Annotated in this window: 21 protein-coding genes; 13 read left to right on the top strand and 8 right to left on the bottom strand. The window is 65.6% G+C overall.

The features are described 5' to 3' along the window. The first annotated feature begins 28 nt into the window (after positions 1 to 28). The gene (locus tag H926_RS0118990; RefSeq protein ID WP_022677703.1) at positions 29 to 880 is read left to right on the top strand and encodes an SMP-30/gluconolactonase/LRE family protein; all 852 of its coding nucleotides are present in this window, start codon (positions 29 to 31) and stop codon (positions 878 to 880) included. A 57-nt stretch (positions 881 to 937) separates the two neighbouring features. Here the strand turns inward: H926_RS0118990 and H926_RS0118985 are convergent, their stop codons facing one another. Continuing rightward, positions 938 to 1,762 carry an SDR family oxidoreductase gene (locus H926_RS0118985; protein WP_022677702.1) on the bottom strand — a complete coding sequence of 275 codons (825 nt, stop codon included), beginning with the start codon at positions 1,760 to 1,762 and terminating at the stop codon, positions 938 to 940. A 230-nt stretch (positions 1,763 to 1,992) separates the two neighbouring features. Between H926_RS0118985 and H926_RS0118980 the strand changes: the two genes are divergently transcribed. Genes H926_RS0118980 through H926_RS0118965 form a run of 4 tightly spaced genes read left to right on the top strand, consistent with a single transcriptional unit; the run spans position 1,993 to position 5,060 of the window. Then, on the top strand, positions 1,993 to 2,454 hold the full coding sequence (locus H926_RS0118980; protein WP_158442020.1) for a VOC family protein: 462 nt from the start codon (positions 1,993 to 1,995) through the stop codon (positions 2,452 to 2,454). Continuing rightward, positions 2,451 to 2,924, top strand: a complete 474-nt coding sequence (locus tag H926_RS0118975) for a RidA family protein (RefSeq protein WP_022677700.1) — start codon at positions 2,451 to 2,453, stop codon at positions 2,922 to 2,924. Before H926_RS0118980 ends, H926_RS0118975 begins: the two co-directional genes overlap by 4 nt. Then, the gene (locus H926_RS0118970) at positions 2,921 to 4,237 is read left to right on the top strand and encodes an amino acid deaminase (RefSeq protein WP_022677699.1); all 1,317 of its coding nucleotides are present in this window, start codon (positions 2,921 to 2,923) and stop codon (positions 4,235 to 4,237) included. The genes H926_RS0118975 and H926_RS0118970 overlap by 4 nt, the downstream gene beginning before the upstream one ends. A 25-nt stretch (positions 4,238 to 4,262) precedes the next feature. Beyond that, positions 4,263 to 5,060, top strand: coding sequence for an HpcH/HpaI aldolase/citrate lyase family protein (locus H926_RS0118965; RefSeq protein ID WP_022677698.1), 798 nt, complete (start codon positions 4,263 to 4,265; stop codon positions 5,058 to 5,060). A gap of 49 nt (positions 5,061 to 5,109) precedes the next feature. Here H926_RS0118965 and H926_RS0118960 read toward each other — a convergent pair whose 3' ends face one another. Then, complete coding sequence (locus tag H926_RS0118960; protein ID WP_022677697.1) at positions 5,110 to 5,880, bottom strand: class II aldolase/adducin family protein; 771 nt, start codon at positions 5,878 to 5,880, stop codon at positions 5,110 to 5,112. Between the two features lie 94 nt (positions 5,881 to 5,974). On the opposite strand from H926_RS0118960, the gene H926_RS31070 reads away from it, so the two are divergent. The 3 genes from H926_RS31070 to H926_RS0118945 all read left to right on the top strand — a co-directional run bounded on the left by H926_RS31070 (position 5,975) and on the right by H926_RS0118945 (position 8,479). Next, positions 5,975 to 6,673, top strand: coding sequence for a Crp/Fnr family transcriptional regulator (locus H926_RS31070; protein ID WP_022677696.1), 699 nt, complete (start codon positions 5,975 to 5,977; stop codon positions 6,671 to 6,673). Between the two features lie 99 nt (positions 6,674 to 6,772). Beyond that, on the top strand, positions 6,773 to 7,072 hold the full coding sequence (locus tag H926_RS0118950) for a hypothetical protein (RefSeq protein WP_022677695.1): 300 nt from the start codon (positions 6,773 to 6,775) through the stop codon (positions 7,070 to 7,072). A gap of 126 nt (positions 7,073 to 7,198) precedes the next feature. After that, entirely contained in the window at positions 7,199 to 8,479 is a 1,281-nt protein-coding gene (locus H926_RS0118945; RefSeq protein ID WP_028658235.1) for a cytochrome P450, read from the top strand. Here H926_RS0118945 and H926_RS0118940 read toward each other — a convergent pair. Together H926_RS0118940 and H926_RS0118935 are read right to left on the bottom strand one after the other, a co-directional pair. Then, positions 8,476 to 9,219, bottom strand: a complete 744-nt coding sequence (locus tag H926_RS0118940) for an arylmalonate decarboxylase (RefSeq protein WP_022677693.1) — start codon at positions 9,217 to 9,219, stop codon at positions 8,476 to 8,478. The two genes, H926_RS0118945 and H926_RS0118940, sit on opposite strands and share 4 nt — an antisense overlap. Positions 9,220 to 9,249: 30 nt before the next feature. Beyond that, a complete protein-coding gene (locus H926_RS0118935; RefSeq protein WP_022677692.1) occupies positions 9,250 to 10,458 on the bottom strand; it encodes an NAD(P)/FAD-dependent oxidoreductase in 1,209 nt (402 codons plus the stop codon). 297 nt (positions 10,459 to 10,755) lie between these two features. On the opposite strand from H926_RS0118935, the gene H926_RS0118930 reads away from it, so the two are divergent. After that, on the top strand, positions 10,756 to 11,619 hold the full coding sequence (locus tag H926_RS0118930; protein ID WP_028658234.1) for an oxaloacetate decarboxylase: 864 nt from the start codon (positions 10,756 to 10,758) through the stop codon (positions 11,617 to 11,619). A gap of 140 nt (positions 11,620 to 11,759) precedes the next feature. After that, a complete protein-coding gene (locus H926_RS0118925) occupies positions 11,760 to 12,551 on the top strand; it encodes a helix-turn-helix domain-containing protein (protein ID WP_022677690.1) in 792 nt (263 codons plus the stop codon). Between the two features lie 72 nt (positions 12,552 to 12,623). Here the strand turns inward: H926_RS0118925 and H926_RS0118920 are convergent, their stop codons facing one another. Continuing rightward, on the bottom strand, positions 12,624 to 13,547 hold the full coding sequence (locus tag H926_RS0118920; protein ID WP_022677689.1) for a polysaccharide deacetylase: 924 nt from the start codon (positions 13,545 to 13,547) through the stop codon (positions 12,624 to 12,626). Positions 13,548 to 13,762: 215 nt separating this feature from the next. On the opposite strand from H926_RS0118920, the gene H926_RS0118915 reads away from it, so the two are divergent. Continuing rightward, positions 13,763 to 14,413, top strand: coding sequence for an isochorismatase family protein (locus tag H926_RS0118915; RefSeq protein ID WP_022677688.1), 651 nt, complete (start codon positions 13,763 to 13,765; stop codon positions 14,411 to 14,413). After that, positions 14,410 to 15,141 (top strand): SDR family NAD(P)-dependent oxidoreductase, encoded by a 732-nt coding sequence (locus H926_RS0118910; protein ID WP_022677687.1) that lies wholly within the window; start codon positions 14,410 to 14,412, stop codon positions 15,139 to 15,141. The genes H926_RS0118915 and H926_RS0118910 overlap by 4 nt, the downstream gene beginning before the upstream one ends. A 73-nt stretch (positions 15,142 to 15,214) precedes the next feature. Here the strand turns inward: H926_RS0118910 and H926_RS0118905 are convergent, their stop codons facing one another. After that, positions 15,215 to 17,392, bottom strand: a complete 2,178-nt coding sequence (locus H926_RS0118905; RefSeq protein WP_022677686.1) for a TonB-dependent receptor — start codon at positions 17,390 to 17,392, stop codon at positions 15,215 to 15,217. Between the two features lie 188 nt (positions 17,393 to 17,580). Between H926_RS0118905 and H926_RS0118900 the strand changes: the two genes are divergently transcribed. Continuing rightward, on the top strand, positions 17,581 to 18,846 hold the full coding sequence (locus tag H926_RS0118900; RefSeq protein ID WP_022677685.1) for an MFS transporter: 1,266 nt from the start codon (positions 17,581 to 17,583) through the stop codon (positions 18,844 to 18,846). 24 nt (positions 18,847 to 18,870) lie between these two features. Here the strand turns inward: H926_RS0118900 and H926_RS0118895 are convergent, their stop codons facing one another. Beyond that, complete coding sequence (locus H926_RS0118895; RefSeq protein ID WP_028658232.1) at positions 18,871 to 19,320, bottom strand: DUF3429 domain-containing protein; 450 nt, start codon at positions 19,318 to 19,320, stop codon at positions 18,871 to 18,873. A 55-nt stretch (positions 19,321 to 19,375) separates the two neighbouring features. Next, positions 19,376 to 21,323 (bottom strand): membrane-bound PQQ-dependent dehydrogenase, glucose/quinate/shikimate family (locus H926_RS0118890; RefSeq protein ID WP_022677683.1); only part of this gene is annotated, 1,948 nt, incomplete at its 5' end.

The following is a 21,323-nucleotide window of genomic DNA, read 5'->3' as shown; positions in this document are numbered from 1 at the left end:
ACAATCCCTCTTCAGCGAGCGAACCACCATGACCCATACCCTGACGCTGCTGGCCGACGACCTGGCCTTCGGCGAAGCGCCACGCTGGCACAACGGCGCGCTCTACCTTTCCGACATGCACGCCAACCGCGTGCTGCGCTATTCGGAAAGCACCGGGTGGGAGGTTGTGGCCGAACACGATGGTCCCGTCTCGGGCCTGGGCTGGTTGCCGGATGGCGACATGCTGGTCGTGTCGATGCACGACCGCAGGATCCTGCGCCACCGCAACGGCGTGTTCGAGGTGCATGCCGATCTTTCAGGCATTGCCACGTGGCACGCGAACGACATGATCGTGGCGCCAGACGGGACTGCCTATGTCGGCAATTTCGGCTTCGATATCGACACCCATCCCATTTCGCCCTGCACCGCGAGCATCGCGCGGGTTACGGCAGATGGCACGGTGTCGACGGCGGCGGCCGGCTTGTGGTTTCCCAACGGCATGGTCATCCAGCCCGACGGCGCCACGATGATCGTTGCCGAAAGCGGCACGCGCGTGCTGACCGAACTGACGATCGCAGCCGATGGCGCGCTGGTCGACCCACGGCTCTGGGCGCGATTGCCCGACGATGCCCTGCCCGACGGCATTTGCCTGGATGCCGCCGGCTGCGTCTGGGCTGCCTCGCCTACATCGCGCGAAGTGCTGTGCCTGCGTCGGGACGGCGAAGTGGTCGATCGCATCGCGACCGAGCAGGAAGCGATCGCCTGCGTGTTCGGCGGTGAGGACCGGCGCACCCTGTTCATCCTCACCGCCGACAGCAGGACGCCGGCGATCGCGCGCGACGTGCGGACGGCCCGGGTCTATGCCGTGCGAATGGACGTGGCCGGCGCCGGCTTGCCCTGACCGATCATCGTTGCAGAAGGTGCCTCGGTCCGCGCACGCGGGCCGAGGCACGCTGTTTCAGGCCGCTTCGCTCTTGCCCTTGCGGCGCTCCGCCAGGTTATGTGCGCCCAACTGCTCAGCCTGGCCGGCAATCTTCAGCAGTTCGGCCGCATTGCCACCCAGCCGCCGCACGAACTTGGCGCGGTCTGCGGGCATGAACACCTCCAGCTTGCGCCGGCGCATCGCCTCCAGCACCACTTGCGCGACATAGTCGGCACTAACCGCGTCAGAGAGGAATGCCATGGGCACTTCGTCGCTGGCCGCCTCTGCCTCCAGCATGGGCGTTTCTGTCGATGTGGGGTGGACGATCGTGAAGTTCAGCGGCGAATCCCGCTCTTCCATGGCCAGGCCAAGGTGGAAAGCGCGCAGCGCGAACTTTGCCGCGGCATAGCTGGCGAGCCCGGGGAAGGGCAGGAACGCGGTCATGCTGCACACCGTGACGAAGTGTCCATGCCCCTGTTCCCGAAAGCGCGGCAACGTGGCGACCATGCCGCGCATTGGCCCCATGGCATTGACTTCGAGTGTCAGCGCATGATCGTCCATCGCCACGTTGCGAACGTAGCCGGTCCGCACGATCGCCGCGTTGTTGATCAGCACGTCGAGCCGGCCGTACTGCGCCCATGCCAGGTCGAGCGCCGCAGACCATTGCGCGTCCGAGGTAATGTCGAGCGCGACGCTTTGCGCGCGCTCGCCGATGTCCTGGGCAACGCGGTCCGCGCCGGCAACATCGATGTCGGCGATCAGCACCCTGTGTCCCTGCGCGGCAGCAGCGCGCGCGATGGCAGCGCCGATGCCGCTTGCGCCACCCGTCACAAGGACAATCTTTTCCTTCGTCTTCCGCATTCGTCTTCCTCTCTGAACCGACGGCAATGGCACCCCCGCCCAAATGGGGCCGGCGTGCCGCCTGCGCGGAGACTCTCGCAAGCGGCGCATCCCTGACAGAGGTGCCCCCAAGCCTTGGTAGGGCGTCCACGCGCGGATTGACAGATAAAAAATATAGTGAAAGCTATACAGATTGAATGGTCTGCGGATATGATGGTTCGTCCGGTGCGGACAGGAGAAGGAAGATGGGCATGGCGGAGCCAGAAGCACCCGCGGCAACAGCCGCCGGCGGCGGGCATTTTCGGATCAGGGGATTGTCGCATCTCGCGCTCGTCGTGGCCGACGTGGCGGTGACCACGGCCTTTTATCGCGATCGCCTGGGCATGGCGGTGATCCACGACGGCAGGGCCGAGGCGGTGCCGAACGCAAAGGGTATGATCGGGCAACTGCTGCTGGAACTGGAGCAGCGCGAGGCCAAGGCTGGCACCGATACCATCACGCCTGCGCTCACCGTGGACGATATCGATGCCGCGTTCGCGGCGCTGGCCGATGTGCGCATCGGCGTGGCGGACCAGCCCGACGAGATGTTCGGCGTCCGCTATTTCTCGGTCCGCGATCCCGATGGGCGCGCGGTTGAGCTTATTGCCTTCCCCAACGGGGAGGCTGACCTGGGCGCCTTCGGGCGCAAATTCTTGGAAGGCAGCGCCGCATGACCCAATCGCTTTCACCCGAAGCCCGCCTGGAGGAACTCGGCCTCGTGCTGCCGCCGGCGATCCCCTCCATCGCCAACTTTGCGCCTGCCCTGCTCGATGGCGGCTTGCTCTATCTTTCCGGGCAAGGCCCGCGCGATGCGGCCGGCTACCGCTTTGGCAAGGTCGGTGCCGACGTTTCTGCGGACGAAGCGCGCGAGCATGCCCGGCTGGTGGGCCTTTCGCTGCTTGCCGTCATACGTCAGGAACTCGGCTCGCTCGATCGCGTCCGGCGCGTGGTGCGCCTGTTCGGCATGGTCAATGCGACGCCGGACTTCGTGCTGCATTCGCGTGTGATCGACGGCTGCTCGGACCTGATGTGCGCGGTGTTCGGCGAGGAGGCTGGCCGCCACGCGCGATCGGCGGTGGGCGTGGGCTCGCTGCCGGGGAACATCACGGTCGAAATCGAGGCCGTTGTCGCGGTGCATCCATGAGCGGCGCAGAGCAGAAACCGCTGCGCTTCGATGGTGATCTGTCGGGCACGCTCATGCCCTGGGACAAGGGGGTGCCGGGGGGCGGCGGACCGATCCCGCTGGCAGACGTGGCGGGCAAGCGCTGGAATCTCTTGCGGGAAGACCTTCCCCTGCCGGTCGCGGTGCTGGACGGAGACAGCCTGGAGCGCAACAGCCGCTGGATGCGGAGCTTTGCGGCCGAGCACGGCGTGGCGCTGGCCCCGCACGGCAAGACCACGCTCGCCCCGGCGCTGTTCGACCTGCAGATGCGCGATGGCGCGTGGGGGATTACGGTATCGACACCCCACCAGATCGCCGTTGCCGTGGCGGCCGGGCATCGGCGCATCTTTGTGGCGAACCAGCTGATCGGGCGCAGCGGCATCGCCTATGTGCTGGATCAGCTTGAGCGGGACCCTGAGCTTGCCATCTATTCGCTGGTCGATTCGCTCGATCTGGTCACACAGCTCGCCGCCGTCGCAGCCGGGAAAGGCGGTCGTCGTGCGCTGCCGGTGCTGATCGAAATGGGCTTTGATGGCGGGCGCACCGGATGCCGAACGGTGGAGCAGGGCCTTGCCGTCGCGCGGGCGGTGGCGGCCTCGCCGTACCTCGAACTTGCCGGGGTCGAAGGCTTTGAAGGTATTATCCGCAAGGCGGACCTGGAATCCACGCTCGACGCCGTGAACGCCTTCCTGGGCCAGGTTGTGGTGCTTGCACAGGCGTGTGACCGGGAAGGGCTGTTCGCCTCGGACGATGTGCTGCTGAGCGCGGGGGGATCGGGCTTTTTCGATCTGGTCGTTACCGCGTTCAACGCCGCCCGGTTGCAGCGCCGCACTACCACGCTGCTGCGCAGCGGCTGCTACATCACGCACGACTCGGGCCTGTACACGTTCCTGTTCTCCCTGCTGAACATGCGGGCGCCCGAACTGCTGGCCGAGGATGCGCCAAGCCCGGCCTTGCGCGTCTGGGCCTATGTGCAATCCATGCCAGAGCCCGGCCGCGCGATCGTCACCATGGGCAAGCGCGATGTCGGCTTTGACGAGATGCCCAAGCCGGAACTTTGGCATCGCCCCAGCGCAGACATGTCGGCGCCGCAGGCGCTCACGCCAGACCATCAGGTCATCGCACTCAACGACCAGCACGGGTTTCTCGATATCCCGCGCGATTCCCCGCTGCGGGTGGGCGACATGATCGGCTTCGGCATCTCTCATCCGTGCCTCACTTTCGACAAGTGGCGGGTGCTGCACGTGATCGATGGCGCGTTCGACGTCGTCGGATCGATCCGGACCTATTTCTGAGCACACAAAAAACTGGAGAGGAATTATGGCAAACCCGCTTATCGAACGCCTCAAGCGCGGCGAAGTCTGCGTCAACGGGTGGCTGCTGGCACCTGACAGCTATGTTGCCGAGATCATGGCGCAGACCGGCTGGGATAGCCTGACGATCGATCTGCAGCACGGGCTGCATGACTATCGTTCGGCAGTAGAGAGCCTGCAGGCCCTGCATGGCCGCGGCCCGGTGCCGCTGGCGCGCGTGCCGTGGAACGAGCCGGGCATCATCGGCAAGATCCTGGACGCGGGCGCATGGGGCATCATCTGCCCGATGGTCAACAATGCCGAGCAGGCGCGAGCGCTGGTGGATGCCTGCCTCTATGCGCCGCAGGGTGCCCGCTCCAACGGGCCGGTTCGCGCCGGTTTCTATGGGGCGGCGTCGCCCTATCAGGGGATCGCCAATGCCAATGTCCTGGTTCTGCCACAGATCGAGACGGTCGAGGCGGTGGAGAATCTGGAGGCGATCCTCGATGTGCCGGGCATCAGTGGCGCCTATGTGGGGCCGAGCGACCTTGGCCTGGCGATGGGGCTCGCGCCCGTGCTCGATCGTCAGGAGCCGGAAATCCTGGCCATCTACGATCGCGTGATCGCGGCCGTGCGTGCGCGCAATCTTGTCGCTGGCATCCAGAACGGAACGGCCGCCTATGCCGCGGAAATGGCGGCGAAAGGCTTCCAGATCGTGACCGTGGCCACCGACGTCAATCTGATGGGCATGGCCGCGTTCCAGGCCGTAACGACGACGCGCTCGCTGATCAAGCAGTCGGCATCCGCAGACGCCGCGACCGCCTGATCATGACCAAGAGCTGGTGCGCGGCCTGGCCCGCGCACCAGCTCTTCCGTCAGTCGCGGTAGCTGGGATCGATACGGTCGAGCTTGCGCAGCAGCGCCGGCCATGCCAGCCGCTCTGCCACCAGGCCCATGCCGGCAGGCGATGATTGCAGCGCGACCTTGGACAGCGTTTCGGGTGGCGGAGCATGCAGCGCATCGCGACCGGCCGACAGCATCAGGACCTGCGCCTCGCAGGCGCGCTCAAGGAAATAGAGACGCAGGAAGCAGGCAGCGACGCTCTTGCCGACCACCAGTGTGCCATGGTTGCGCAGGATCATCAGGTTGGCGTCTCCCAGATCAGCCACCAGGCGTTCCCGCTCCGCCAGATCCACCGCCAGCCCTTCATATTCATGATAGGCCAGGCCGCTGCCGGCGATCATCGCGGTCTGGTTGTGGGGCAGCAGCCCGCCCTCCATGGCCGAAACAGCCTGGCCATGCGGGGTGTGAAGATGCATCACCGCGGCCGCGTCCTCGCGCGCCATGTGGATCGCCGAATGGATCGTGAAGCCGGCGGGATTGACCGGGTGCGGCGTCGGGCTCACCGGATTGCCATCGACATCGATCTTCACGAGGCTGGACGCGGTGACTTCCTCGAACATCAGGTCGTATGGGTTGATCAGGAAATGATGCTCTGGGCCGGGGATGCGCGCGGACAGATGGGTGAAGATCAGGTCGTCCCAGCCGAAATGGGCGACGAGCCGATAGGCCGCGGCCAGGTCGATCCGAATCTGGCGTTCCGCCGCTTCCACGGAATCAGGGGCTTGCGTGGCGTTCAGGGTCATGCGTCTCTCCAGTGGTTATTGCCGCAAGGATGCCACAGACCGGCTGGCCGCTTTGTCGATTGGCCGACATTCCTTGTGGCCCGAGGATGATCGAATGACAAAGGAAGCGCAGTTCCTTGCGGCCATGCAGGGCAAGAGCGAATGGTTTGCGAGCCTGGCCGATCCGATCCAGGCGCAGCTGGCCGCCGCCGCGCAGGTGCGCCGGGTCAAGGATGGCGAGGCGGTCTATCGCCAGGGCGATGCGCCCGACGGGCTGTACGCCATGCTGCAGGGCCGCGTTCGCCTGATCGCGTGGAGCCCGGGCGGCGTCGGCTGCCTGCTACTGCTCGCCGCCGAGGGCATGTGGTTCGGCGAAGTCTCGACCATCGATGCCGCGCCCCGCCAGCAGGACGCGATCGCGCAAGGGGCTTGCCAGGTTGCCCGGATACCGCTTGCCGCGATTGCGGAGATTGCCGCACAGCAACCCGAATTGTGGCGGCATATCGGCCGGCTGGCCTGCACGCATCAGCGCCAGGCGATCAGCCACATTCAGGATCTCCTCAGCCTGCCGCGCGCCGCCAGGGTGGCCAAGGTGCTGCTCGCATCAAGCGCGGGTGACGATGCCCCGGTGGCGATGACCCAGGACGAACTTGCCGGCACCTGCGGCATGGGACGGCAGACTGCCAATGCCATTCTGGGCACGCTGGAGCAGGCCGGCATGGTGCGGCTGGGCTATCGCGTGATCTGGATTCTCGATGCGGAACGCCTGGCGCGCGTCGCCATGGGCGAAATCTGCCGCACCAACAAAGAATAGTATTTACTATATGAAATTTTGCGGTAGCGTGCGGCAACAGGCACACCGCTTGCCGGAGGGCAGGCGTCCACCGCGCGGCGAGCCAGGGAAGGAATATCTATGTCTGTTGCCGGAACATGGAACATCATCGTCAACTCGCCGATGGGGCCGATGAAAAGTGTGACCACCTTCACGGTTTCGGGGGATAGCCTGACCGGCACCGCCACCGATGCAGATGGCGCGCCACACCCCATCCAGGACGGCAAGATCACCGGCGATAAGGCGCGTTGGAAGATCGACATCACCAATCCGATGCCGCTCTCGCTCACGTTCGATGGCACCGTGGCCGAAACCAGCCTGAACGGCAGCGTTTCGGCCGGCCCGTTCGGCGCGTTCTCGTTTACCGGCGAGCGCGGCTGAGCGCCTTCCAGCGCCCCTGCTTCGACCCTGGCGGGCCGGGGCGGGCGCGGATCATCCAACCATCCTTCCACGTTCGGTTCCGGCGCGCCCATCGCCCCGGGGCTTGCTTGTCCGGGACAGTGTTCCATGTCAGCGCAACCATTGCAGGGCGACGTCTCGCGCCGGTCGATCAGCGACCTTGCGGACCTGCCCCATCCTTTCGACGCGGGTTTTTCCGAGGATTTCGCCGCGCTGTTCGGAACTGCCGAACGGCTGTTCAAGGCGGGTAGCAAGCGCATCGTCGTGTTTCGTGGCGAAGATCTGCGCAAGATCGCCGCGCTTCCGGCGGTGGGCAACATGCCGCTTCGGGCGCTTGCCGAGCGGGCGATGGAAGAGGCGGGGGACGATCGGGCCGAGCACGACCAGCCCGATGTGTCGAACTTTGGCCGCATCCTCTTCAATCAGGTGTTCACCGCCAATCCGCCGCTCCACGGCCCGACCCGCCAATTGCTGGCCAAGCCATTCGGCATGAAGCAGGTGGCCGCGTTCGACGAGCTGGTGCGCGGCGTGGTGGACAAGGTCCTGGCCGAGGTTGCCGGGGCGGGCGAGATCGATTTCGGGTTCGACTTCACCGAACAGGTAACCGCGGGATTCTGGGGCGCGCTGATCGGCCTTACGCCATCGGAGCAGCGCCAGGTCGTCGAGCAGGTGCGCGCGATGACGCCGTTCTTTTTCCTCGTGCGCACCGCTGCCGAGACGGTTGAGGCCAACGCGGCCATCGGCGCCTATCTGTCGCTGATGGCCACGGCGATCGAACGGACATTGGCCGAAGGCAACAATCCGCTGCTCGCCACCATGGCGGCGGAGTTCGACGCGATCACGATTGAAGGCAAGCCGGAAAGCGTGGCGCTGTCGCTGGCCGCCAATCTGATCGACGGGTTCCATACCGCCGCGCTCGCTGCCGCCAACGCCACATATCAGCTACTCCGCCATCCCGCTGCGGCGGCAGAGGTGCGGGCAGACCCGCAGCGGGTTGGCGCCGCGATCGATGAGGGCCTGCGGATGTCGTCCCCGGTCATCGTGACACACCGCTATGCGCTGGAAGACTTCGTGTTCGACGACGTGCTGGTGCCGGCCGGAACCGCGATTGCCATGCTGTGGGCGGCAGGCAATCGCGATCCCGATATTTTTGAAGACCCCGGCACATATAGGCTGGAGCGGATGCGGCGCTATGACGCCACCTTTGGCGGCGGCATCCACCTGTGCCCGGGCCGCAATATCGCCCGGTTGATGGTTCATCGCATGCTCGCCCGGCTGTTCGCCCCTGACGTGCGGATCGAACTGGCCGGGCCGGTGGAGTGGATCACCCAGTCGACCATGCGCCAGCCTTACCGCATGCCGGCGCGGATCGACATTGTGCCGGCCTAAAATTCCGCCAGCAGCCGCCCCAGGCCGGAAATGCGGTCCTTGATCCCAAAGCTGCGGAGCGCGTGCCAATAGGTCGCAGTGTTGATCGCGATTACCGGCTTGCCCAACCGTGCCTCGTGTCGCGCGGCGATGTCGACCATCGACAGGTTGGTGCCCACCTGCACGATGGCATCCACGTCGTCGCCATCGAGATGGTCGATGACAGCGTCGAGCCGATCGGGCGTGACTTTGGCGATATCGGTCCAGCGGCGGCATTGCAGCGGGACATCACGCTTCACCGCAAAGCCGCTTTCCTCGAGAAACCGGCGGACTTCGGCATTGGCGACAGGATAATAGGGCGAGACGAAGCTCACCGATTTTGCGCCATAGGCATGGAGCGCGGCGGCAACCGATTCCGCGCCGGTGGACGCGCCCACGCCCGCCACCTCCTGAACCTGCGCCTTCCATGCCCGTGCGCCATCGACGCCGCCGTAGAAGGTGACGGCCGACATGCCGAGCACGAGGTAGTCGGGCTTGCAGGTCATTACCGATCGCACCGCATCGAGGGTGTTTTGCGCGATCGCAGTGGTGCCGGCGATGAAGTCCTCGTTGGTGAGGGCGTAGGGGTCTTCCACCCAGATGCGCGAGACGTGGTTGGTCACGCCATCGGGGCGCATCCGCTCCATATCGGGTTGGACGACGGTGTTGGTCGAGGGCGCGACCACGCCGAACAGTGCGCGCCAGCCCAGTACGTCGGTCATTTTGGCAGGTCTCCTGTAGTCACCACGCCGTCACGCGATCTGCGCGGCGAGGTCGAGGCTTTCGAACATGGCCTGGCGCAGCATGTAGGCGCGGCGCTTGTCGTCATCGGCCAGGATATCGAGCATGGCGCGGCGACGGGCTTCATGCGCATTGTCCTGGTTGCCGCGGATGAATTCCATGTTCTGGCGGGTCTGCGTCTGGGTGAACGTGTGCGTCACCGTGCGGCGCTGGCGGTCGAACAGCGCCAGGCCTGCCTCGGCACTGGTGTTGCCGGTGATCGCCGGCGCCAGCTTGTCGAACAGGTTGAACGCATCGTGGATGCCCGAATTCATGCCGAAGCCGCCGAGCGGGTTGTTGAGGTGGGCGCTGTCGCCGATCAGCATCACGCGGCCTTCGCGGAACGACTTGGCGACGCGCTGGTGCACCCGGTACAGTGTGCGGTGTCGGGTTTCCACGCTCGCGCCGTCGCCGGTGATGCGGTCAAAAATGGCGTTCTTGTTGGCGTCCGAGCGCAGCGTCGTCTCGTCCACATCGCCGTTGACCGGCACCAGCACCCGCCACAGCGAGGGCACACGCAGCAGCACCAGCCACTCGGCGGGGTCGCTGACGTAGTTCACGTAGGCGAGGTTGGGCAGGTAGTCTGCCAGCTCCACCTCGGTGGACAATGTCAGGAAGCGCTCGGGATAGGTGAAGCCATCGAATTCGATGCCCAGCCACTTGCGCACGATCGAATTCGCCCCGTCGGCGCCGATCAGGTAATCGGCGCGGATCGTCTCGACGCCGGTCATGGTTTCTACCCACAGGTCGACCCCGGCCTCGTCCTGGCGGAATGTCAAAAGGCGGCTGTTGAAGCGGATGTCGGCGTGCGGCAGCTGGGCAAGACCTTCCGCCAGTGCGCGCGAGAGATGATACTGTTCGCACTGGATACGGAAGGGATAGCGCGTGACGTCGGCGATCTCGGAAAGGTCGAACGCGATCACTTCGCCGCTGGCGCGGTCGCGCCAGTGGAACACCGGTGCTTTCAAGCCACGATCGAGCAGCATTCGGGTGATGCCGATGCGGTCGAGCATCTCGAGCGTCGGGGGATGAAAGGTGGATGCGCGCAAGTCTTGCGCGCAGTCGGCGCCCGTCTCGAGCACGATTACCGAGATACCTTCCTGCGCCAGCAGAGTCGCCATGACCGTGCCGACGGGTCCGGCACCGGCGATGGCCACCTGGCAGCGATTATGCCCTGTCATTTCCGCATTCTCCGATCAGCACCGACCCATCGCAGGAGCCGGTGAACACCCGGCGGTTATGAACGCGACCACGGTGCCAGGAGCAGGACGCGGGCACTCTATCCACCTGCCGGTTAGGCGATCAGCACGCGTTTTTTTCCAACCACTTGGCAGCGCTGGAGAGGCCTGGCCCGGGCGGCTGGCTCACCGCCTGTCGGCGATTTTTGGGGCAAGCGGCGGCGCGCGCAGCCGCGCATGCGAACGCCGTTGGCAACGGGCCCTACAGTTCGGGGTCGATGGAAAAGGCAGGCAAGTTCGATGGCGGACCCTCTTTTGCGTGCGCGCCTGGCCGAGGGCCGCTTCTTCATGGTGCCCGGCGTGCAGGACATGATCGCTGCCGTGATCGCGCGAAAGGTCGGTTTCGAGTTTGTCTACGGCACCGGCTACTGGCTGACTGCCTCGGCTTTTGGCCTGCCCGACGCCGGCATCGCGACCTATACGCAGATGCGCGACCGGATGGAGACCCTTGTGCGCACCAGCACCGCGGCTGTCATTGCCGATGGTGATACCGGCTATGGCGGCCTTATCAACGTGCATCACACGGTGCGCGGCTACGAGGCTGCCGGGGTCACTGCGATCCAGCTTGAGGATCAGGAGTTTCCCAAGAAATGCGGGCATATGCCCGACAAGCGGATCGTGCCGGTGGAGGATATGGTCGAGCGCATCAAGGTTGCCTGTGCGGCACGGCACAGCCGCGATTTCGTGGTGATTGCCCGCACCGACGCCCGCCAGTCCGAAGGCGAGCAAGGGGTGCTGCGGCGGCTGCGCGCCTATGCCGAGGCCGGGGCCGACGTGCTCTTTCCCGAAGCGCTGTTCGATGAAGAGGAAATGGCAAGGGTCTGCGCCGAACTGCCGCTGCCCTGCATGGTCAACATGGCAAACGGCGGGGCCAGCCCGATGCTGGAGCCGACGCTGCTGGCAAAGCTCGGCTTCGCCTTTGCGATCTACCCCTCGCTGACCAGTCTGGCTGCGGCGCAGGCGATGGAGACCGTGCTGCGCGCGCTCAAGGACACCGGCGCCGGAGACCCTGAGGGACTGTTTGATTTCAGGGAATTTTCCGCATTGATCGGGATGGACGAGGTGCGCGAATTCGAACGCCGATGGGCGCGGCCATCCGTCTAGGCGCCGTGCAGGACGGCCCTATCTGGGCGTGGCGTGAGGCTGATTTATCCGCCTGTCGGATAAAACCTTGATAAAATCGGTGAAACGTCATTTTCTCGTCACTCTTTGATCCGGGTCAAAGACGTGGGGAAATTGGTCACATGGAAAAAGGCGTTCCGATTCGGTCCATCACCCGCTCGATCGCGGCGCTGCGCGCGATCAACCGGGCAGGTTCGCTCAACATGATGGAGATCGCCAAGGCGTCGGAGGTGCCATACGCCACCGCCTGCCGGATCGTGCAGACGCTGCTGTATGAAGGGCTGATCGAGCAGGAGCCGGCGCGCAAGCGCTACCGTGCGACGATGCTGGTGCAGACGCTGGCCACCGGATACCAGCAGGACGATGCGCTGGTTCGTGCCGCGCGGCCGCACATTGTCGAGTTGACGCGCCGGTTCGGTTGGCCCGTGTCGATCGCCGTGCGGGTGGGGCGCGAGATGATGCTGCGCGATTCCACGCATTCCAACTCGTCGCTCACGTTCGAGCACTATTATCCCGGCTTTACCCTGCCGATCCTCGACAGCGCGTCTGGCAAGGTCTCGATGGCCTTTGCGCCGGACGAGGAGCGCGAGATGATCCTGCGCTTCATGCGTGTGTCGCAGGACATCGACCTCAATTACCTGGCAACGGCGGAAGTCGGCCTCGATGTCGAACGCATCCGGGCAGATGGCTATGCCGTGCAGGGGCGCAACTATCATAACCTGACACCGGGAAAGACGTCGTCGATCGCCGTGCCGATCTTCCGCAACGGCCGCTTCGAAGGGGCGATGACGCTGGCATTCTTCGTGGCGGCGATGAAGCTGTCCGAGGGGATCAACCTCTATCTGGCCGACATGAAGGCGACCGCCGACGCGATCAGCCACGCGCTCAGCAACGAGGTCATGGGTCACGCCTGACCAGGCGTGAGCCTGATGAAAAAAGGGGGCGGCATCGTGAATGCCGCCCCCTTTTTTGTCGCTCGCCCAGCCTCAGGCGCCGCGCGTCAACTGACCAGGAATGTGGCTTTCATGATTGGCGAGATACCATTCGGCGATTTCCTCGCGGGTGGCCCACCACACGCCGGGCAATGACTTGGCGTGCGCGATGAACTCCCGCAGCGCGCGCACGCGGTGCGCACGGCCCGATACGTGGGGGTGCAGGCCCACGTTCATGATCCGCCCGGTTTTGGCACCCTCGGCATAGAGCACGTCCAGTTCCTCGATCAGTGCATCGCGGAACTGGTCGGTGGTGTAGTTCTTGCGGGTGATGAACGTAAAGTCGTTGATCTCGTTGGAATAGGGTACCGAAACGATCGGGCCGTGCGGGGTGCGCAGCAGGAACGGCTGATCGTCGTTCATGATGTCGCAGTAAAAGGTGCAGCCATATTCGGCGAGGATATCGGCAGTCTGCATCGTGCCGCGCAGCGACGAGGAGAGCCAGCCCTTCGACTTGCGCCCGACATAGTTTTCGAACTGCGCCAGGCTGCGCAGCACGATTTCGCGTTCTTTCTCGGGTGCTTGCGCAAAGCTGGTGAGCAACTCGCCCTGTTCCCAGTTGTGCGTCAGCAGCTCCCACCCGCGTTCGAGCACCGCATCGGTCATCGCTTTGCGGCGTTCGAACGTGACGGCATTGGTGGTGCAGCTGGCCTTGACGCCCATTTCGTCGAACAGCTCGATCAGCCGCCAGATGCCCACGCGCTGGCCATATTCGCGCCAGGTATAGTTGGGGAAGTCGGGCGTATTGCCGGGCAGGGTGTCGGGCAGGATCGACGGGCCACCGGCGTAGTAGGGCTTGTCGGTGTCCTTGGTAAGGTCCCACGTTTCCAGGTTGAAAGTCAGGATCAGCGCGACGCGGGCCCCGTTCGGCCAGATCAGGGGCTTGCGCTGCGGCAGCGGGACGTAATCGTATTCCATGGTGCAACTCTCTGCTGAAACCGGGACCGAACCCCAATGGGGTGCAACGGGACGAATACCTACCTTTGTGGCCGTGGTGTCGATCGGGTCGCCCGCGATGACCACCAGTCGGATAGGCCGGGCGGGAAACCGGGCGCACCCCGGCCGGATGCTAGCTTGAAGGTGAATCGCCAAGGCTTTGCAATGGCCTGCATGCACGAAGGAAAGGCACGCCGATGCGCGACAATGATGATCTGATGGCCAACTATCGGAAAGCCTATGACAATCGCGTGGGATTTGGCCACCGTCCGGCGCTGATCCTGATCGATTTCTGCCAGGCCTATTTCGAGCCGGGCAACCTGCTGTACGCGCCCGTGGAAGCCGCGCTGGAATCCGCGCTGCGCCTGCGTGCGCTCGCCCGCGCGGCGGGCGTTCCGGTGGTTTTGACCAACGTGGTCTATCAGGCCGGTGGCTTGGACGGCGGGCGCTTCTTTGAAAAGGCAGTGCCCTTGCGCAATTTCCTCAAGGGCAGCCCCACTGCCGCGTTCGGTCCCGGGCTGATCCCCTGCGCCGACGAACTGGTGGTCTCGAAACAGTATCCCAGCGCCTTCTTCGCCACCTCGCTCGCATCCACGCTAACGGCGGCAGGCATCGATTCCGTGATCCTCACCGGGCTGACGACATCGGGCTGCGTGCGGGCCAGTTGCGTCGATGCCATGTCGCACGGTTTTCGCACCGCCGTGGTGGCAGAGGCCTGTGGCGATCGGCATCCCGACCCGCACGAGGCCAACCTGTTCGACATGAACGCCAAGTACGCCGACGTGGTCAGCGAGGACGAAGCCGCGCAGTTCCTGCGCTCGCTCGTCTCCGGGGCCGCAGCGGTATGAGCGCGCCTGGCGCCGCGCGCGTGGCCCTGGTGACCGGCGCTGCCGGGGGGCTGGGTAGCGCGATCGTCGAGCGCTTCAGCGCCGATGGCTATACTGTCGAGCGCGCCGACCAGATCCGCCCGGGCGGGGCAGAAGACATGCGCGCCCACCTTTGCGACGTGCGTGATCCCCGCGCGTGGGAGGGGCTGGCCGCAACGCTTGCGGCGCGCCACGGGCAGATCGATGCGGTGGTTCACGCCGCTGGGTGGTATCGTCCGAACCTGCCCTTTGCCGAACTGTCGCCCGATCTGTGGCACGACCATCTCGCCGCCAATCTGCACAGCGCCTACCTGGCCTGCCGGTTCCTGTTTCCGCTGCTGTCGCGCCACGGCTCGGTCGCGCTGTTCAGCTCCACCCTGGCCAGCCGACCGACGCCACTCTCGCTGGCCTATTCAGTGGCGAAGGCAGGCGTCGAGACCCTGGTCCGCGGGCTCGCTACCGAGGCGGGCGCCAAGGGGCAGCGGATCAACGCCATTGCCCCCGGCCCGGTCGACACCCCGATGTTGCGTGGCAATGCCCTGGGCGCGGAAGGCGCGGCGGCGCTGATGGCCCGCCTGGAAGCGCGCGTACCGGCCGGGCGGCTGGTTACCCGTGAAGAGGTGGCGGCGCTGGCCGCGTACCTGTGTTCACCCGCTGCAGCGATGGTCAACGGGGCAGTGATCCCGCTCGATGGCGGCCAGGGTATCTGAGACCAGACGCCCAGCGTCACGCCCTTCCGTCCGCGTGGGCACAGACGGAAGGGCATGGTCGATAAGGTGCGAACTAGAGCTTGTAGGATACCGCGATCTTGACCAGGCGCGGCTCGTTTTGCAGGCGCGACTTGCGGTTGATGCCATAGTTGGAGCCGGTGACGTAGAAGCGATTGTTGGTGAGGTTGTCGGCCGACAGCGTCACGTCCAGCTTGCCGTTGTCCGAGGTCCAGCCGACTGCGGCATTGAGCAGCGTCTGTGCCGGCATCTGCGAAATCGCGACAAGGCCCGGGTCCACGTTGTAGGAACTGCGATAGGCCAGGCTGCTCGACGCGTGCAGCGTCCCCATACCCTCGCCGCCCAGGCTATGGCGCGCGTTGAAGCCGATGTTGTATTGCCACTTCGACACACGCGGCAGGGCATCGGCGTTGGCGCGCGCGGCGGCGGTATTGGCGTTGAGCTTGAGGTACTTGTCCAGCGTCAGCGATCCGTTGCCGAACAGCGTGAGGCCGTGGACCGGCTCGGCCGTCACTTCCAGTTCGGGGCCATGGACCAGCGCCGTGCCTGCGTTCTGCGTTACCACCGAAGTGCCGATGTAGGTGTTGGTCTGAATTTCGCCAAAGCGATTGACGAACCAGTCCGCGTTGACACGCAGGTGATGGTCGAAGAATTCGCTCTTCATCCCCGCCTCATAAGCGGTCACCGTCTCGGCGCCATAGGGCGTGTTGAACAGCGTCGGGTTGGCAACGACCGAGGCGTTGAAGCCGCCGCTCTGGAAGCCGCGCGAGATGCTGGCGTAAATGAAGATGTCCCGGGTTGCCTGGAAATCGATCTCGCCCTTCGGGCTGAAGTTCGTGAACGACAGGTGCCCGCCAACGGCGGTCAGCGTCTGGCTGGGGAGGAACAGGCCGTTGGACAGCGTGGCGTCGATGTCCTTGGTTTCGCGGGTGTAGCGGCCGCCCAAGGTCAGCGAGAACCGCGGGGCAAAGCGCCAGGTCGCCTGGCCAAAGCCGGCATAGCTGTTGGTGACCTGGTGAATCGTGTCGGGCAGGACCTGGTAGCCCAGCACGGTGTCGTTGAAGACCTGGCGGATGGTCTCGTGGAAGTAATAGCCACCGAGAATGAACTGGACGTTCCCGCCGACATCGCCCGAGAGCTGCAGTTCCTGGCTGAACTGGTGGTTGATCATGTCGCTGCGGCGGTCAAAGCCCGCGGTGTAGGCGCCGGTGGTGGCATCGACCTGCCCGCCATAGACGTCGAAGCGGAAGCGATCGTCGCCGCGGATGTAGCCGGTGATCGCCTTGAGTTTGAGGCCATTGTCAAAGTCATAGCCCAGCGTCAGGTCGGCATTGATCTGCTCGTTGAAACTGGAAGACGGGATCGGGCTGATATAGGTGCCAAAGGCGCCGCCGGTTTCCTTGAGCCCTTCGGTGAAGTTGATCTGCGCGGCGCCGTCGCCCTTTTCATGGGTGTAGGATACATTGGCCTTCGCGCTGAACGGACCGTCGCCGATCCAGGCCAGGCCAACACGCGCGCCATATTGTTCGTCCTTGCCGCGCTTCCCGCCGATCGCGGGCGCATCATAGTAGTCGCCCTTGTACTGGTGGAAGCCCGAGACAATCACGGCCAGCTTGTCGGGGGCGATCGCGGTGGAGAAGGTAGCCTTCTGGTCGTTGTAGTCGCGGCTGCCATAGCTGCCCTCGGCCGAGCCGAACGTGGTGCCGTCGGCCTGCTTGCGCACGACCTTGACCGCGCCGGTCAGGTTGTTGCGGCCATAGAGCGTGCCCTGCGGTCCGCGCAGAACCTCGATCCGGTCGATGTCGTTGAACAGCAGGTTCGTGCCGGAAAGGCGCGCGTGATAGACATCGTCGACATAGAAGCCGACCGCCGAATCCGTGAAGGCGAAGCCGGCGTTGGCCTGGCCCGCGCCACGGATGAAGGCCGCCACGCTCGATGAACTGGCCAAGGCCGACGTGAACGAGACGTTGGGCACATGCTGGGCCATGTCGAGGACCGAGCTGACCTGCATGGTCTTGAGGGAATCGCCGGTAAAGGCGGTGACGGCGACCGGGGTGGCCTGCAGGTTCTCGCTGCGGCGCTGCGCGGTCACGGTGATCACCTGCAGGCCGTCGCTCGCGGCTTCGTCCTGCGCGGCGCTGGCGTTCTGGGCATAGGCCGAAGGGCTCGCCGTCAGGATGGCAAGCCCGGCCCCTGTCAGCAGGAGGCCCTTGAAGGAGAGTGCAGTCCTCATGTTGTCCTCGTCTTTCTCGTTGTGACGCCTTGGCAGCGTTTCACCGATGAATAGGCCCTATCAGCGGCGCGAAGGCCCGATGCTTGCGCAAGACTCTCCGACTGGCGATCAGCCGCGCGTAGGTGATGTTGCGTTGCGGCAACATTTTCCTAGGATCAGCTGGCAAACGGCACAGGAGCAGGCGGTACATGGATCAGCGCGTTGCAGCAAAACCGCAGGTGACGGCAACGCCATCGGCTCTGTCGGAATTTCGCCGCGGGTGGAGCAGCGTGCTGGCTGCCGCGCTTGGCGTGGGCGTGGGTACCACCGGGCTGCCGTTCTACAGTTTCGGCCTGTTCATTGCGCCGCTCTCCGCCGCCTACGGCTGGTCGCGCGGCCAGATCGGGCTGGGCATGACCTGCCTCAGCCTGGGCGCAATCCTGCTCTCGCCGTTTCTGGGAACGGCGATCGACCGGCTCGGCGTGCGCCGCATCGCGCTCGTGTCGCTGGCAGGCCTTGCCGTCGGCTTTGCCTTGCTGGCCGCTGCGCTCGGCTCGCTGCCGGCTTTCTATGCGGCCTGGATCGCGTTGGCATTTCTGGGGGTTGGCACAACGCCGATCACGTGGACGCGCCCGATCGCACTACTGTTCGATCGCGGGCGCGGGCTGGCATTGGGCCTCACGCTGCTGGGCACTGGGCTTGTCGCGCTGACGGCGCCGCCGCTGCTGGCCGCGATCATCGCCACCTGGGGGCCGCGCGGCGGCTATCTGGCGATGGCGGGCGTGGTCGTGCTGGTGGTCATGCCAGTGGTCGCGGCCGGCCTGCGCGAAGGCCCGTCAGGGCGCAGCGACGCCGTGCCGCACCCCCGTTCTGGCCTGACGCGCCAGCAGGCACTGCGCTCGCGCCAGTTCTGGCAGATTGCCATCGGCGTGTTCCTTCTGATCGTGGCCCAGTCGGGCGCGACCGTTCATCTCGTGCCGTTCCTGGCTGACCACGGTCTTACCCCTGGCCTTGCCGCCAAGATGGCAGGATCGCTTGGGATTTCGGTCATCGTCGGGCGCGTGGTGATTGGCCTGCTGCTCGATCTGCTGCCGGGCACCCTGGTGGCGCGCTGCGTCCTGCTGATGCCCGCCGCTGCCTTGGCGCTGCTGTTCCTGGCAGGGCCTTCGCTGCCGATGACGGCCTTGGCGATCCTGCTGCTGGGGTTTGCCGCCGGTGCCGAGACCGATCTGGTTGCCTACCTGACGAGCCGCTATTTCGGGATGCGGGCCTATGGCGCGATCTATGGCCTGCTCATGTCCTGCTTTTCGCTGGGCGCAGCCCTGGGCGCGCCGCTGGCGGGCTGGTCGTTCGACCTGACGAAAAGTTATGACGGCGCAATTTTCGGCGGCATCGCCTGCTTTGTTGCCGCTGCGGTGCTGCTGGGAACGCTGGGCGCCTATCCCACAGACCGCGTGGACGAAGAGCCGGCCTGAACAGCGCCGCGATCCGGGATGCGGTCAGGCCAACAGCCCGATCGCCATTGTCAGCAGCCCCAGCCCGGTTGCCATCATCAACCGCAGCCTCTGCCATCCTGCCGGCCACTGCACGTGCCGCGCCAGCGCGCGGTCTGCCAGCGGGCTGGCCAGGATCAGCAGGCCAAGCGTCATCAGTTCCGGCCGTGGCCAAGGGGCGCCGACGCACCAGGGCAGCAGCATGGCCCAGCCGATCAGGCTGGGCACCACGGCCAAGACGTGGAACCAGGCTTCCTTCACCCCGGCCAGCATGCCGGCCATCCACCACAATCCTCCCAGAAACGACAGGATCAGCGCGGCATAGCAGCAGGCGGCGGCCAGCGCGGTCCAGCGATCCTCGCCACCATGGAGCACCATCAGCAGGCAGAACGCCTGCGGCGCAATGCCGGCAAGGCCAAGGACAACGAGCGGGCGGGGCAGGGCAGTGATCGACATGGCCGAGCAAAGCACCATTACCGCCCCGCCCGGCAAGCTGCCCTTTCAGGCGAGATCAGGATTTGGGCAGGGCATAGGCAATGATGGAATCGCCCAGCCGTGTGCCCAGCGAACCGTGGCCGCCGGCCACCACCACCACGAACTGCCGCCCGCTGGCCGGAGAGCGATAGGTCATCGGCGTGGCCTGGGCCCCAGCGGGCAGCCGTGCGCGCCACAGCACGCGGCCGGTGGTGGTGTCATAGGCGCGCAGGTAATAGTCGAGCGAGGCGGCCATGAACGAGAGCCCGCCGCCGGTCATCATCGGCCCGCCGAGCGAGGGCACGCCCAGCTTGAGCGGAATGGGCAGCGGCGTTTCATCACGGATCGTGCCGTTGGCATGGCGCCACGCCACCTTGCCGGTGACAAGATCGATCCCGGCGACATAGCCCCACGGCGGCGATTGGCACGGCAGGCCAAGGCGCGAGAGGAATGGCCCCATCGACACGGCGAACGGCGCGCCGGCGTTGGGATTGAAGCCATGTTCGGCCGAACCGCCGCGATCGGATGCACCCGCCGGCCCGTCCTTGCCATTGCCTGCGCCCGGCCGCTGCGGGATCAGGCGATCGACAAAGGCCATGTAGTTGGGATGGGCAAAAGCCACCTGGCGCACCGGATCGATGGCGAGGCCGCCCCAGTCCATCACCCCGAAATTGCCGGGAAACACCAATGTGCCGCGGGTCGAGGGCGGGGTGAACGGCCCTTCGTGGCGATAGCGGCGAAAGGCGATGCGGCAGGCCATCTGGTCAAACAGCGTGGCGCCCCACATGTCTGCCTCGCGAATGCGCGGCGGCATCAGCGAGATTGCCGAAATCGGCTGGGTGGGCGAGGTGAAATCGCCTGGCGCTGCGCCGCCGGGCACGCGCATTTCGTGTACCGGCTGGACGGGCAAGCCGGTGCGGCGATCGAGCACGAAGATGTTGCCGGTCTTGGTCGATTGCACCAGCGCGGGCACGCGGCCCTTGCCGGGAATGGTCAGGTCAACCAGCGCGGGCTGGGCCGGTACGTCCATGTCCCACAGATCGTGGTGCACGGTCTGGAACACCCAGCGCGCCTTGCCGGTCTTGATGTCGAGCGCCAGAATCGAGGTGGCAAAGCGCTCGGTATTGGGCGGGCGGTTGCCGCCCCACTGGTCGATCGCGCCCATGCCCATCGGCAGGTAGATGAGGCCAAGGTCTTCATCGGCCGCCGCCGTGCTCCAGCTGTTGGGGGTGGAGGGCACGGGGGGATGGTTCGGCCCGAGGGGAGCGGTGTCTTCCGGCCGGCCGGGATCGAACGCCCACACCGGCTTGCCGGTGGCGATGTCAAAAGCCTGGATCGCGCCCGAGGGCATATGGATCGACGCGTTGTCATAGATCGCCCCGCCCACCACGACGAGGCCGCGCGTTACCAGCGGGGCCGAGGTGAACTGGAACCAGCCCGGCTTGAGGCCGGGGCCGGTGACGGCAAGGTTGACGGCGCCACCCTTGCCAAAGCCGGGGCACAGCCGCCCGGTATGCGCGTCGAGCGCGATCAGGCGGGCATCGGCCGTGGCCATGATGATCCGCTGCGGGCACGATCCATCGGCGCTGCGCGTGGCGCCGGGCCAGTTGGCATCGTGATACGATACGCCCCGGCAGGTCAGGTGCTGAACATGGCTGGGCACCTGCATGTGCGGATCATAGCGCCAGCGCACTGCCCCGGTTTCGGCGTCGAGCGCCAGCACGATATTGTGCGGGGTGCAGGCATAGAGCGTATCGCCGACCTTGATCGGGGTGAGTTCATAAGTGATTTCTTCCGGGTCCCCCGGGCGGCGGCTGTCGCCGGTGTCCATCCGCCAGACCTGCTTGAGTCCGCTGACATTGGCCGGGGTCAACTGCGCGAGCGGCGACCACTTGGTGCCGGCCCAGGTATGGCCATAGGCCAGCCAGTCCCCGGCGTCGGTGCCGGCGGCCAACGCCGGCGCGGCGCCACGCGCGCCGGGCAAG

It is taken from the genome of Novosphingobium sp. B-7, assembly GCF_000410615.1.
In the GTDB taxonomy this organism is placed as follows: Bacteria; Pseudomonadota; Alphaproteobacteria; order Sphingomonadales; family Sphingomonadaceae; genus Novosphingobium; species Novosphingobium capsulatum.
Note: the sequence above shows the minus strand (reverse complement) of the source record. Positions and strands in the feature narration are given on the sequence as shown.